Annotated in this window: 11 protein-coding genes; 3 read left to right on the top strand and 8 right to left on the bottom strand. The window is 36.5% G+C overall.

Annotated features, from left to right (window positions below; genetic code table 11):
- Positions 1 to 175 precede the first annotated feature (175 nt).
- The 8 genes from F6K15_RS23440 to F6K15_RS23405 form a co-directional block, all read right to left on the bottom strand.
- Entirely contained in the window at positions 176 to 2,896 is a 2,721-nt protein-coding gene (locus tag F6K15_RS23440; protein ID WP_293065047.1) for a chloride channel protein, read from the bottom strand.
- A 1,081-nt stretch (positions 2,897 to 3,977) separates the two neighbouring features.
- On the bottom strand, positions 3,978 to 4,148 hold the full coding sequence (locus F6K15_RS23435; RefSeq protein ID WP_293065045.1) for a hypothetical protein: 171 nt from the start codon (positions 4,146 to 4,148) through the stop codon (positions 3,978 to 3,980).
- Between the two features lie 21 nt (positions 4,149 to 4,169).
- A complete protein-coding gene (locus F6K15_RS23430) occupies positions 4,170 to 4,856 on the bottom strand; it encodes a haloacid dehalogenase type II (RefSeq protein ID WP_293065043.1) in 687 nt (228 codons plus the stop codon).
- Positions 4,857 to 5,666: 810 nt separating this feature from the next.
- On the bottom strand, positions 5,667 to 7,994 hold the full coding sequence (locus F6K15_RS23425) for a CHASE2 domain-containing protein (protein ID WP_293065042.1): 2,328 nt from the start codon (positions 7,992 to 7,994) through the stop codon (positions 5,667 to 5,669).
- Between the two features lie 325 nt (positions 7,995 to 8,319).
- Positions 8,320 to 8,517: a hypothetical protein gene (locus F6K15_RS23420; RefSeq protein WP_293065040.1), complete on the bottom strand. Its 198-nt coding sequence runs from the start codon at positions 8,515 to 8,517 to the stop codon at positions 8,320 to 8,322.
- A 16-nt stretch (positions 8,518 to 8,533) separates the two neighbouring features.
- A complete protein-coding gene (locus tag F6K15_RS23415) occupies positions 8,534 to 8,698 on the bottom strand; it encodes a hypothetical protein (protein WP_293065038.1) in 165 nt (54 codons plus the stop codon).
- Between the two features lie 17 nt (positions 8,699 to 8,715).
- Complete coding sequence (locus tag F6K15_RS23410) at positions 8,716 to 10,011, bottom strand: AAA-like domain-containing protein (RefSeq protein WP_293065036.1); 1,296 nt, start codon at positions 10,009 to 10,011, stop codon at positions 8,716 to 8,718.
- A 435-nt stretch (positions 10,012 to 10,446) separates the two neighbouring features.
- Positions 10,447 to 10,587 carry a hypothetical protein gene (locus F6K15_RS23405; RefSeq protein WP_293065034.1) on the bottom strand — a complete coding sequence of 47 codons (141 nt, stop codon included), beginning with the start codon at positions 10,585 to 10,587 and terminating at the stop codon, positions 10,447 to 10,449.
- Between the two features lie 457 nt (positions 10,588 to 11,044).
- Between F6K15_RS23405 and F6K15_RS23400 the strand changes: the two genes are divergently transcribed.
- The 3 genes from F6K15_RS23400 to F6K15_RS23390 all read left to right on the top strand — a co-directional run bounded on the left by F6K15_RS23400 (position 11,045) and on the right by F6K15_RS23390 (position 14,014).
- The gene (locus tag F6K15_RS23400; protein WP_293065032.1) at positions 11,045 to 11,596 is read left to right on the top strand and encodes a lysozyme; all 552 of its coding nucleotides are present in this window, start codon (positions 11,045 to 11,047) and stop codon (positions 11,594 to 11,596) included.
- Positions 11,597 to 12,016: 420 nt separating this feature from the next.
- Complete coding sequence (locus F6K15_RS23395; RefSeq protein ID WP_293065030.1) at positions 12,017 to 12,760, top strand: C39 family peptidase; 744 nt, start codon at positions 12,017 to 12,019, stop codon at positions 12,758 to 12,760.
- A 552-nt stretch (positions 12,761 to 13,312) separates the two neighbouring features.
- Complete coding sequence (locus F6K15_RS23390; RefSeq protein ID WP_293065027.1) at positions 13,313 to 14,014, top strand: hypothetical protein; 702 nt, start codon at positions 13,313 to 13,315, stop codon at positions 14,012 to 14,014.
- Positions 14,015 to 14,189 lie beyond the last annotated feature (175 nt).

Raw genomic sequence — 14,189 nt, 5'->3', positions numbered from 1 at the left:
AACGCCCCAAATTTTATAATTCGTAATTCGCAATAAATCAACACTTTCTTCCTCCTGCTATAGCAATGAGCGCTGGCATATTTACAAATTGCAGGAAGGGCCAAATAGCTAAAAGTCTTATATTATCGGCAATTTATTCCCCCTGTTGCCTGTTGCCTGCGCACAGCGCTATATATCATTCACTATAAGCAGTCCGCACCAGAATTACAGTACAATCACAACCACGAGCGATCGCCTCTGGAATATTGCCATTAATTGCTTGTTTCAAAAATCCTTCCTTACTAGCACCAATAACTACAACGTCACAGTTATGAGTATCTGCCAAATCAACTATAGCAGTTGAAACAGAACTAGCACAGACTGAAGTGGCCATAACTTCTGTATCCAAGCGATGCTGAAGAATCTTTGCTGCTTGTTTCATTTCCTCAATATTAGGCTTAACAACAGACTTAGTTAAAACCTGACATAAGAGAATTTCTGGTTTCACACTCAAAGAAACCAAGGCAGGCAAAAGCTTTACTGCTGCTGCTTGTGTAGGAATATCTCGAATGGGCACTAACCACCGTCGCCATCCTAAAAAAGAATACATACGCTCGGAAACAAGATTATCCAGGTTGGCTTCAAATCTTTCATTAGTATTAGTAATATCTTTGAATATTTCTTCCTCTTTTAACTTTCTACCTCCCCATTTCACTACTATTACTTCACAAATAGCTTGTCGGATCAGAGTATCCACAATACTGCCAAAAACACGACCAGAAGCAGAAGAGTCACCCTTCCAACCCATCAGTATTAGAGATATATGTCTTTCCTTAATAATTTCCAAAATAGTATCAGCAACATCGTGACCAACCCGAATTTGAGTGTGCATAGGAATTTTCAAATCCTTAGCTATGCACTCCGCCATTGCTAATAAACGACGACTCTTAGTTGTATCTACCACAGTTTCTGCGGGAGAACTTTGACGAGGCACAATCACAACTTGTACGCATTCCAATTCATAATTACGTTGCCGAGCGATAACAGTGGCTAATTTTAATAATGCAGGAGCGGTACTAGGATTACTTAATGGTACTAATAATCGACCATTCCCTATCTGGGGCGATCGCGTTTGATAAACTATATAAGAAGGTTCTTGACTATGAGTTCCCAGATTTGTCTTACCTATTTGTTCTGATTCTACTCGGATAATATCAGTATCAGTAATAATTCCTACCAGGTGACGACCTTCCATCACAGGTAAACGACTCAGTTTGTATTGATGTAAAAGATACAAAACCTCGCTCAGATTATCTGTAGTTTTAACTGTCATGGGATGAGGTGTCATAAACTCTTTTAATAGGGTGTCTCCGGGAAGTTCGCGTTTGCGAGTGTAAGCTAAATCTGTCTGAGTGACAATACCTACGAGCAAGCCACTATCATCAAGCGCTGGAAAACCTCGATGATGGGAATTAGAAAATTTCTGCTTCACCTTATCCAAAGTTAAATTAAAATCAAGAGTTTCTACGGGAGTGTGCATGACTTCATCCGCACGAATATTGCTCAAATAATCATTTGCTGATTTCTCCTTCTGAGGTTGCAGACCTTTGAAATCTAAAACTCGGTCGGATAGAGACTTTTTATCTATCTTTTCTGCCATCAATAAAGCGACAATAGAAACAATCATTAGTGGCAACACTAAGCGAAAATCTTGTGTCTTCTCAAAAATAATTACTACTGCCGTCATGGGTGCTCTTGATACAGCACAAAAGAATGCACCCATTCCTGCTAGAGCAAAAATTGTTGGTTGTTCAATACCGACTAAATTACTTTGCAAAATTCCAACTATCTGACCGAGGGCGGCCCCAATAACTAACGATGGAGCAAAAAAACCGCCAGGGGCACCGGAACTGGCGGCAAATATTGTCAAGATAAAGTATTCGGCAAAAGCAATGAAACTCCATTTCAAGTTTGCTTCGCTACTGCCTAGCAATTCTCTTAAACCAGTATGATTACGAAATGATTCTGGTAAAAATGCGATAATTAAACCACTAATTAATCCTGTGATAGCTATTCGCCAAGGTAATGTTAATTTGAGTCGGCGCTGAAATATGGAAGTCGCAATAATTCCTCGACTAAATGCTGTTCCTAATAAACCTGCTAACATTCCCAAAATTATGTAAAAAGGAATTTCTTTGGGGTGTAAAAATCCTGTAATTGAGGTATCTAAGTAACTGTTCTTATCTAAGTATAAACTTTCTCCCCCTAGCATTTGGGAAACAACTGCACCAACGAAAGAAGCGATAATTGCTGGCCCCAAGGTGATACCAGAAACATCGTGCATCAGGTCTTCTACTACAAATAAGACTCCAGCGATGGGAGCGTTGAAACCAGCAGCTAACCCAGCAGCAGCACCACAGGCAATTAACTGACGACGATAACTCGGAGAAGTAGGAACTAAACGGCTGATCCAAGCTGCTAAGGATGCACCTATTTGTACTGTTGGGCCTTGTCGGCCTAATGTTAATCCAGAACCCACTGTCAAGATGGTAGTAAACATTTTAACCATGGCGATCGGGAAGTTTAACGGAATTCGCATACCTGCGAGTGCAGCTTTGACTTGGGGTACTCCACTTCCTCCAGTTTCTGGTGCTAAACGTTTTACTAATAAACCTGCGACAAATCCTCCAACGGCACCAAAAATTGGTAATAATAACCAAGGTGGATATTTGAGGGATGCAGCTATACGCAGACTACCTAGCCATCCTGCACCTTCTTTTAGTATGACTGCTGCTAATCCAGATACGATTCCTATTAAGCAAGCTTCAAAGACTGCTACACGTTTTGGTCTGAGCAGTGGATAAATAAAGTTTTTCAGATGGATTTGAACTTCTTGTCGGATATACTGATGCCACATAACAGAGTTTAGGGTGTTGTTTTGGCAGTATGGAATAGAGTTTTGTGTTTATTCTAGTTCTTAGTGGCTCTTTTTTATCTTTTTCGTTATGGGTTAATATCAAACCTGGTAGCGGGGGAATGTGGGGAGTGTAGAGAAAAACTACAACTATAAGGGTTGAATTAACTGTTTGGGGGTTCGATTTTCTCATATCCCCCTCTAACCCATACCTTCTAAACTCACTTTCTCAATACGTTTCACGTTTGAAATAGCAGTCAGCGGTCAGCGGTCAGCTATTAGCTTCTCTGGAGTGTATAATGGGGGTTTGAATCCCCCATAAAAGGCGCACCACGGGCTTTTTCAAATCAGCGTGGGGGACGCCGAACCCTTGGATTTTTAGCGCTCTAGCTAGGGCTTGCTGAAAAAGTCTTATGGGCAAGGGTAGGAGACAGCTATACTGGAGACAACCCACCCCTCGCCCCTCCCCCTCCCAGGAGGGGAAGACAGGAGAAATGGGAATTATAGAGGAGGTAGAAGGAAGAATAATCCCTTGATTATTCTGCGCAACTATAAGCCTAAAATGCGCTCTTTTTTGAACCATTATGACCATTAAGCTTGGACTTTTTTTAACTAAAAAATGCGCTCAACCTTTATATGTAAATGCTTTTAGATTTAATCAGCAAACCCTAGCTAAATGCTGGCAAGGGTCCCATGACCTAAGGAAAAGCTAATAGCTTGTTAATGAAACAACCCTGATTAATTGAAGTGCGAATGTGCTTAATGGGATGAGAGTCTTTATCAACCAAATTATTTTGATGTATATGCTTAATGGGATGAGAGTCTCTATCAACCAAATTATTCTGACTCCTGTATGTCGGTAATCTGATGGCAACCGTTCTTAGAAACCTATAGAACGATCGTATCTTCATAAATTTAGCAAGGAGACAGGAGACAGGAGACAGGAAACAGGAGGGAAGAAGAAAAAGGGAAGATATGGGGAGAAATAATACACAAAATTCAACACACCAACACCAAGATTTTAGGTCAAAATTGATGCGCGAAAAGACTTGAGTTCCATAATTATATAGCGATCGAATAGGTTCTATAAATAATAAGAAGAATTAAATGGTACTAATATTACTTGTAAGTATTCTATTTCATAATTTTTTTCATAGGCGATCGCCATGGCAATTTGTAGTAAAGTGATTGCTGTTTCTGAATTGTCTAGCAATAGTAGCAAACGACCTTTTCCTACTAATGCAACATTTTTCAATAGAACTATAATTTTAACAAATTAAATTAAATCCACTAATGTTTTCAAATCTGGCACTTCTAAATCTGGTTTTTCACTAGCTGGTAAAGTTGCGCCAAATCCTTCTTTTCCTTGTCGGCGATTTACCCAAATTGTTGATAATCCCATTGCTTTTGCTGGTACTATATCATGGTAAATACTCTGGGCAATATGTAATAGTTTTTCTGGTGTAATTTCCATTTTTTTAATTGCCATTTCAAAGTTATTTTTTGATGGTTTATATGATTTGATTTGTTGAGCTGTAATAACAAAATCAAATTCTATCTGAAGGTGTTTGGCAGTATCAGTAAATAAGTCATCATCAATATTAGAAATTATGGCAAGACGATATTTTTGTTTTAGGGTTTGTAAGGCTGTGATTGTATCTGGAAAAGGTTGCCAGTTTTTGATGGAATTTGCTAGAGAATTTAATTCTGATTCTGTAGGTTGAAAGTTTAGTTCTTTACCAATTTTTTCTACTACTTGTTTCATAACTTCTCGATATTTTATATATTCTCCTGCTTCTGCTTCTGACTCGAATTTAGCAAACATTTCGAGAATTTGTTGTGCGCTAATATTAATTTGATGATTGGCAATTAAATTTTTTAATACTGTAATTATGCCACTTTCCCAATCAATCAGAGTTCCATAACAATCGAAGCTTACAATTTCAAAGTTTTCCAAATTCATTAATTTTGCATCTCCATAATAGTTTTGCTCGAAAAAATAATTTGATTCAAATGACCTTGAAGAAGGCAGAAGGCAGAGGGGAAAATTACATGGGGATAGTCTTCGACACGCCACTCTGTGTCTACAAACCCCAAGCAATTTTAAGCACCATATAGACGGTGGGGTATTAAACCCAGAAAAGAAAAGATAATAAACTTTTTTTAATTTACCATAATTTGATTAATTTGAAACTATAAAATTGTTCATAAAAGTGAATTATACCTGGAATTCAGGTATTGATAGTCTTCTCTTGTACCTGTTGACTAAAATTTTAAATATCGACTCAGCATAGCAGTATAACCGCCCTTTACCGAATAATTAATAATTAATAATTAATAATTAAATAATTCGCGCCTTGAAGCCTCCCCTTTTAAGGGGAAAAAAGCGGTCGAGGGATGGCGAGGTCCCCTCGCCATATCCATGAGACCAAGACAGCGGTCGTTTGCTTTTGCTTCGCAAAACTGGCGTAACGCAACGCTGACGCGAAACGCGCATCTCGGAACGGAGTTCTCTCTTCGGAGCTTCCCGAAGGGTGGGATGGCGTTTGCTATCGCAAAGCTGCGCTAACAGCGGAGCGGCTCTGTCAAGAGCAGGTCTCCTCGCTGTCCGACCATCGACCAAGAGAAGAAATAATATTTCCTTATATTCAATTCCGTAGCGGTTAAAACCCGAGGTAATTATCAATTATCCATTATCAATTATCAATTAATGAAGTTTCTTCCAATAAAGTATAAGTATTCAAGCGGACATGATATAACTCGCTAATATTAACTACTGAATATTAACCAATAAAACACCAATACCACTAATCACAAATACCAAAATAGATGGCACTAAAGGCAGCACAAAACCTTGAGTAAAACAATACAAACTAACTGAATATAAAATAATAATACTTCCTCCTATAGATAAGAAAAACAATAAAATTCGGCGAAAACGCAAACCCACTAAAACACCCACACCAGAGCAAAAAAAAATCAATAACCAGTCTACCCACCAACTCCAAAACGTAATTAAAGGTCTATCATCCAAAACCGCACTAATAATTTGACTAACCTGATGCGCGTGTAAAACAACCCCAGACATTTTCTTCTGAGAAACAGCTTCAACATAACTATAAGGAGTATAAAATTTATCACTAGCATTATTAGGGTCTGTACTACCAATAAGTACAATTTTATCTCTCACTAAAAAATCATCAAAATTCCCAGACAATACATCCGAGACACTAATATATTTACCAATTTTATCGGAATTTCTATAATTAAGTAAAACTTGAAACCCACCAGCATTAACTTTTTGATAAATACCTTGTCTTTCCACAAGCTCCTTAAAAACAAGATCACCAACTTCAATATTTTTAATACTTCTACTTGAAGTAAACTCTAGTTTAATTCCTTGACTTTCCAAATAATTAAAAGCAACCCTAGCACTTAATGAATAACTTGTTTGACAAGGGTCTTTCTCTTCTTTTCCCATAAACATTAAATGGCGACGGAGGATATCAACTTGACCATGATCGACAACAACATCAGTAAAACCTAAACGTTCTTCTGGCACTCCTTGAGGAGGTTTAGTACCAGGTTTATTGTTGTGATATTCACTAGCACTACAAACAGCAACTATTTTCTGATTATTACTCAAAATTTTTAATAACTTTCTATAACCATATTCAGAAGGTAAAGGTTTTTCTCGCCAAAAGTCTAAACCGATAATTGTAGGTTGATAAATTTCTAATTTAGCTATTACCTCAGCCAAAATTTCATCACTTAAATTACTACCAATACCATATTTATTAATATCTTTTGCCGTAGCTTCAACAATTAAAATATTAGGGTCTGGCTGTTCTGGAGGTCGCCATCGCATTAAGCGGTCGTACTCATTTAACTCTAAATTTTGTAGCCAACCTAAACTTCTAAAACTAACAACTCCAACCCATGCTAAACCAGCAAAAATTACACTCATTCTCAATTTTTGAGGTTGAGTTTGAGGTGGCTCTAAATTACTTTCTAAATAAGCTAATTTTTCCGCCACCCAATCTAGATTAAAAATTGTCCGATAAATTTTATTAAAAATAACTAATTTATCCTGTTTTTTAATCACTACACCAGACAACCGCAAAGCCATTTGGATTCGACTATTATTAGCTTTAACTTCTCCTTGCAAGAGAATTTTTTTATATAATTTCAGTAATTGATGAGCAAATTGACCATGATTGACCAAATAATCGTGCATATATTTTAAATGAGTGGGATTATCTTTTTCTTCCCAATAAGTCAAAATATGTTCCTCTACCAATTTATCAACATCCGGTTCAGAATCATCTGCATAATCAACAATAATTTGACAGAGTTTCTGAGTTAAAAAAGGTTGACCACCACTCCAATCAAAAACTTTTTGCAAAACAACTTCCGGTTCTTCTACTATTCCATCTAATCCCTGAGTTAATATTTTTCCATCTGCAAAAGTTAACTCTGTTAATTCAATCGGATGACCAATATTAAAAGGAGTATGTTTTTCTTCTCTAATTAAATCTTCGGGAGTTGCTACCCCAAAAAAACAAAAAATGAGGCGATGATAATCAGATTTTTCATCTTCAGCACGACGATTATAACAAGAGCGAATAAAAGCTAAAATTTCATTTTTAAAAGGGCAATTTACCAGTACATCAATTTCATCAAGAAAAATATATATTTTTTGGGGATGAGGAAAATTAACAAATAAAATTTCTTCAATAAACTGAGCAAAACGTTGAATATTAGTCAAATTTTGATGACTGATTATCCACTGTTGATAATTGATACTATTGTCTAACTCACATCCATAAAATATTTCTCTGAAAAAACCCTCATACCAAGATTGTTTTTCTATTGAAAAATCGCATAATCTAGTCATGTCAATTGGGATACATTGACAACCTTGAGAGCGTAATTCTTTCATCACTCTTACCCGTAAACTAGACTTACCCATTTGACGAGCATTAAATACATAACAATATTCTCCTGCTTGGAGTTTTTGAGATAATTCTCCATCTTGTTTTCTGACTACATAAGTGGGATTATTTGCGGATAAACTCCCCCCAGTTGATTGATAATTCATGATTTTTTAAATAATTTAATTGGTGTTTTTTTAGAAGGAATCAGTTGAAGAAGGAGTCAGGAGACAGGAGGAGTCAGGAGACAGGAGGAAGAGGTATTAGGTATTATACCAACGTTATAAATGTTTGCTACATTTTCGCATTGCGGGGAACCCACCCCTCGCCCCTCCCCCTCCCCCTCTCCCTCCCAGGAGGGGAATTAAACATAAGAATAATTAACAATAACTAGGGTGCTAATTATCAAAAAAGTTATTCAGTCTGTGTTAATTACTTAATAATTTAAGTACCACTTAACTATAGCATTTTTTTTCAAATTGGTATGAGAAATTACCTGGGTTTTTCAATGAAGTTTATATATGAATCTAATAGTTTACTTACTTCTTTGAGATGCAATATAACTTTTGAAATATCTCCATATTCAAGGTCATTTGCTAGAATTAGGTAATACCGACTTTCTTCTTTTCTTCTAATGAACCTTGTGCAATATTCAAAAATCTGTTTTGGGGAAATTGCTGCTAAAACCATAGACTTCTAAAACAAGTTAATGTGCTTTTTGCCAAACTATTAAATCTCGAAAGTTTTTCGCAGATTCTCTTTTCATTCTGACTGTTAACTCCTTCTTCAAACTAGGTTCCAAAAAGCATAATTCTAACTCCTTCTTCCATCTCCTGTCTCCTGACTCCTGTCTCCTGACTCCTTCTTCCATCTCCTGACTCCTTCTTCTCACCGCTCCTGAAAATACTGTCTATATAAATTACAACGAGGTTGAGCATAATCACCTTTAATTGTAATTAATCCCATAGCTTCTAATTGATGTACTTCTCGATTTTTATTAGGTAAACGCACTGGAGAATTAGCTTTTAATATTTCCTGAAAAACTGCTTTGATGTTTGATTTTTCTGCCATAGTTTCTAAATGTCTACTTAAATGTTCTTGATAAATTCCACTTTCAGTAGGAGCATATTTTAATAGTTCTTCAATTGTCAATTCATCTTGAAACATTTTGTATAATGCTAATCTGATTAGATAAGGATGTCCTCCCACCATAGACATTAAAGGAGTCACTATTTCTGGGTCAAGTTGATGTAAATATATTAATTGAGTTACCTGCTCTGATGTAAATTCTTTTAATTCTATGGGTAAACCTACATTAAAAGGAGATTGATAAATATCTAATTTGCCATGATATTCTGTGGAATAAGCAATTACCATTCTGAGATTTCCCCAAATTTCAAAATTATTACTTTCTTCGTACCAACTTCTTAACATGGTAAAAAAGTTTTTAGATATTTCTGGGTAGTTAAAAATTTCATCGACTTCATCTAATAGTAAAACAAGCTTTTTTTCTAAATTAAATAACAAAGCTTTCAATTCTTGAGTACAAGATATTTTTGCATTATCATCATCCCAGGGATTTGCCTCTGGTACATCAGTAAATCGACTTTTTATATTTTTATTGAATGCTTTGATAAAACTATTAATATTGCTGATATTTTGGGGTTCAATCAGAGTGTCAAATCTCAGATAAACAGGAATATAATTATTTTGATTGGCTTTGGCTTGTATTCGTTGAATTAGAGAAGTCTTACCCATTTTTTTGGGTGCTTTTATTCTTACTAAAGAACCTGATTTTTCTATTTCTCCGTAACATTCAGACTCCACAGAACAACGTCTAATTCGATAACGTTGTATATAAAAAGGAGAATCTAATTTTTCTGGTCTACCAGGAATAACAACTTGAGTGATATGAAAACCATAATAATTCCGTAACTCATTACTAACTAGATCGGGTTTATATTGGCTGAATATTTTCACTAAATATTCTTCCCGCTCCAGACTAGATTCTGAATAGTTGAATTTAGTAGCGATCGCTTTTAATTTTCGACCTACATTAGATTGGTCACAATTCATTATCTGAGCAATTTGTTGATATTTTTTATCTGATAAACGTAAGTGCAGTATTTGTTTTTCATTTTCTGGCAAATGAGAGTAAATGTGGTCAAATATTTCTTTATTCATAATTTTTATTCAAGCTTCAGTCTCTCTGGTTATTGATATCAAGATAACTTACGGACTCTTACAGCGTCAAGGGATGAAAAGTGATAATATTCAGACTATAAGTAATCCTAAATATGTTCTGAAAAAAAATCTGAGAATTAGGAAATAGGCAACATAGTTAATGAAGTCAGAAGTCAGAAGTCAGAAGTTAGAAGTTAACCCACCCCTAACCCCTCCCAGGAGGGGAAGTAGGGGATGCGTGAGCAACTATCCAAAAATATTGCGCCTTAAAAGGCGGGGTTTTAGACCCATGTTATTTTGATAAGAGCTTCATAGTTTTTATTTATTTTTCTATTTTTTACAAATCATTTAGGATTGCTATATAGTAGCTAATATATATTCATCTTTTTCTTTATGGGTTTAATACCCTACTGTCTACACAGTGTTTACAATTGATTAGGGTCTCGTCGAGAGTTGCGACAACTTTTCAGTACCCTCATCCACTTTTTCCTTCTTCCTTTTTCCTTCTTCCTTCTTCCTTCTTCTAGAAATTTGCTGATATTTAATCTTGAGATATTTCTGGTTCAAATACGACAATGTGAATTAATTTACACAAAAAATTATGTTCCTACCCTGAACGTGCAAAAAAATACACATTGACAATTGTGGAATGATTTTTGAGGGTAGTTCAAAATCAAATGTGCAATTAAATGCAAATTTTTTTTAGAGCAAATAAACCTTAGCTATGATTATTTGTAATGGAACAAGGTTGAGAGACAAACTATTCTAATTAACCTATTCCAACAACTAATCTACTTTTACTATTTTACCGAAAAATTGTGGGTATGTGCCTCCCCTTTTAAGGGGATAAAAAGCGGTCAAGGGATGGCGAGGTCTCCTCGCTATATCCAATCGACCAAGAGAAAGAAAATATTTCAGATTTCAAGCCTCCTTATTGCAGAGGTACTGTTAGCGTAGCTCCTCCGGAGGAGGCTAACTGATAACTGATAACTGATAACTGATAACTGATAACTGAAATGACAGGAGTTAAATAATGCAAATTTTACTAACAATATCACAAAACTGCCTAAATTTAATCAAAAAGTGGGAAGGATTATATCTTGATGCTTATCTAAACCCAGTAGAAATATGGAGTATTGGTTATGGAAATACCGAATATCCTGATGGTAAAAAGGTCAAACAAGGAGATGAAATTAGCATACAGCAAGCCAGAAAATTCCTTCAATATAAAGTCGATATGGTTACTGATGAAGTTAATCAATTAATTAAAGTTTCTCTTACCCAAAGCCAGTTTGATGCTTTAGTATCTTTCTGTTATAACGTAGGAATTATTACTTTTAAATATAGCACTTTGCTAGAAAAACTCAATCAAGGAGATTATCAAAGTGCTGCTAATGAGTTTCCCAAATGGAACCAAGTTATAGTTAATGGAGTAAAAACAATACTACCTAGTTTAGTCGAGCGTCGGGATGATGAAAAAAATCTTTTTTTAAGCAATAATTTCACCAGAAATAATGAATTATCATGTCTAGCTGGATTAGGATTATTCGACCCTATGGCAGTAATCTTGAAACCCTCACATTAGACATCTCAGAAAAAGATATAGACTTTTTGCAGATAGTAGGCAATAGGGAACAGGGAACAGGGAATAGATTTTCAACGAAAAGGTACAAAAAATGATTTTGTAAGTGACTTTTACAACTCTAGATTATCTTAAATAAACTTGCTCTTTATTTTCTAGAGATGTCTATTTAGTCAATGCATAAATCAAAAATTGTATTAGTAGGAAAAACTCTTTTAATCCAACAAAGCCAATACAAACTATTCTCATTAACCTGCTTCAGCACCTAATTTACCGAAAAATTCTGGTCTAAAGCCTCCCCTTTTAAGGGGATAAAAAAAAGAGAATTCCCTATTTCAAGCCTGCTTATTGCAGAGGTACTGATAACTGATAACTGATAACTGATAACTGAGATACCCCTCACTATTTTTAAGGATTCCAATTATGAATAATACCAGATTTCCTGACTCAAAAATACTTGATTTTGTTAAGTATTATGATAGTAATAACTCCAACCATCGTAATGCTTTCCTGAAAATTGCTTCCTCTTTGCCCGATGACTTTTACAATAACGATGCAGAGTGGGTAAAAATTTACCGTTCTCACCCTGCTAAAAAAATTGCCCGTTCCTCTGCTGGAGTAAGCCTAGATGTCACTTACTTTTCTCAGAGTGACAACTATCGCGATGCTCATCGCACTTGTTTTTCTTCTTCTTGTGCCATGTTGTTAAATTATCTCCGACCTGGAGTCATCAGGAACGATGATGATTACGTTCGTGAAGTTTTCAACAGAGGAGACACTACTGACTCCGGGATTCAAATTCAAACTCTGCGACACTTTGGAGTTACTGCTAATTTTGTTCAAAACGCAAATAATAATACCCTCAAGGAGTACCTCAACCGAGGCATTCCTGTTCCCTGTGGGATTCTTCACAAAGGCTATTCTCATAACCCATCAGGTGGAGGCCACTGGATTGTAGTTATTGGTTATGAAGACAACAAAAATGCTCCAGGTGGGGGATATTGGGTAGTTAACGATCCCTGGGGAGAGATCGATCATGCCAGTGGCACTTACATTTCCGAAAATGGTAGAATGTTGAAATATTCTTATAGTCTGATGAACGCCCGTTGGACTGTGAGTAATAGTACCGATGGATGGTGTGTTTTGGCAAAATCTTGGATTGATTGAAGAAGGAGTCAGGAGACAGAATCAATGTTTGTGGGAAGAAAAAGACATCTATAGAACCCCTGAATGGTATCTCTAAAAATTTAGGCGTTAGCGGAGCTTTGCGTCAGCAATTGCTTTGATTACTTAACTTAAGCTTATGTCTTTTCCTCAAAAGACATCTTCAATCATCAAAAATCAAATCAATCATCGTAGAGTATGTCATCAATTATTTCCCTCTACTCCCTACTCCCCTCCTGGGAGGGGCTAGGGGTGGGTCCCTACTCCCTCTTTTCTCAAGAGAGCTAAAAGATACGATCAGGGGTTCTATAAACAAAAATAAGAGTGCAAAGTTTTAGCTGTGGAGCGTCTACTAAGAGTACAAAGGTTTCTAAGTATAAATACTAAAACTCCCAATAATATTTTTGACCGGAATTGCCAGCATAATTACTGTTATATATAGTCATAGGTAATTTCAAAAGCTTTATTGAGACTTTGGTTTCTTGAATTATTTGGATTCCTACAAATTCTCTCAAAGGTCAATACAACAACTTGAGAAAATATTAGAGGAACGTTATGGCAGACATTAATGAGTTAATTGAAGAACTAGCAGAACTTGATGAGGAGACATTGCAAGCTCAACTAGGGATGCAAGTACAAAGTTTGGAAGATAATTTAACCAAAAGTACTTCTGTAGAATCTATCAATATCAATACCCTGACGGCTGTTCCCAGAAGTCCAGAGGGTAATAAATTTGGCGTTGGTGAATTAGGGTATGATACTAATCTTAATTACTTAGGAGTCAACCAACCCCTAAACCGTCCCAGGAGGAGAAGTCAGGATAACCCAGTCAGGACGGAAGAAAGAAGAAGAAACCCCAATAGGGAGTCGGGAGACCGGAACAGAGTTCTATCGCGCCCTGATCGGGACAGATATCATACCTCTTTTCACCAACGCCATAAATTTATAGAATTTGGTCAGAATTTTTTTAAACGCCTAAATGGAGAAGCTTACGATTTATTATGCGGTCGCGACCCATTTGGTGATGGTGGTGAGACAATGCAAAAAATTGACGATGCTTACAATGAAAGTTCCACAAAAGCTGCGGGTATGTTGGCTCCCATTTTGGTTACTAATTTAGGGTTAGCTCCGGCGATCGCTGCTATTGTTGCTACCTTAATTGTGCAGAAAATTGCTAGTGCAGCAGGGGAGACAATTTGCTCAATGTGGCAAGACAGTTTTGATGGGTCTAAACCACTTGATATCAAATCTGGTTGAATATTTATTATTCAGTTGAGAGTGGGGGAGTAGGGGAGTAGGGGAGCGGGGGAGTAGGGGAGCGGGGAGTAGGGGAGCGGGGGAGTAGGGGAGCGGGGGAGTAGGGGAGTGGGGAGTAGGGAAACAGGGAGAGCGGGAGGGCGGGGTGTAGGGAAAGGGTGTAGAGTGCGGTGGT

This window comes from Okeania sp. SIO2B3 (genome assembly GCF_010672525.1).
Taxonomy (GTDB): Bacteria; Cyanobacteriota; Cyanobacteriia; order Cyanobacteriales; family Microcoleaceae; genus Okeania.
Note: the sequence above shows the minus strand (reverse complement) of the source record. Positions and strands in the feature narration are given on the sequence as shown.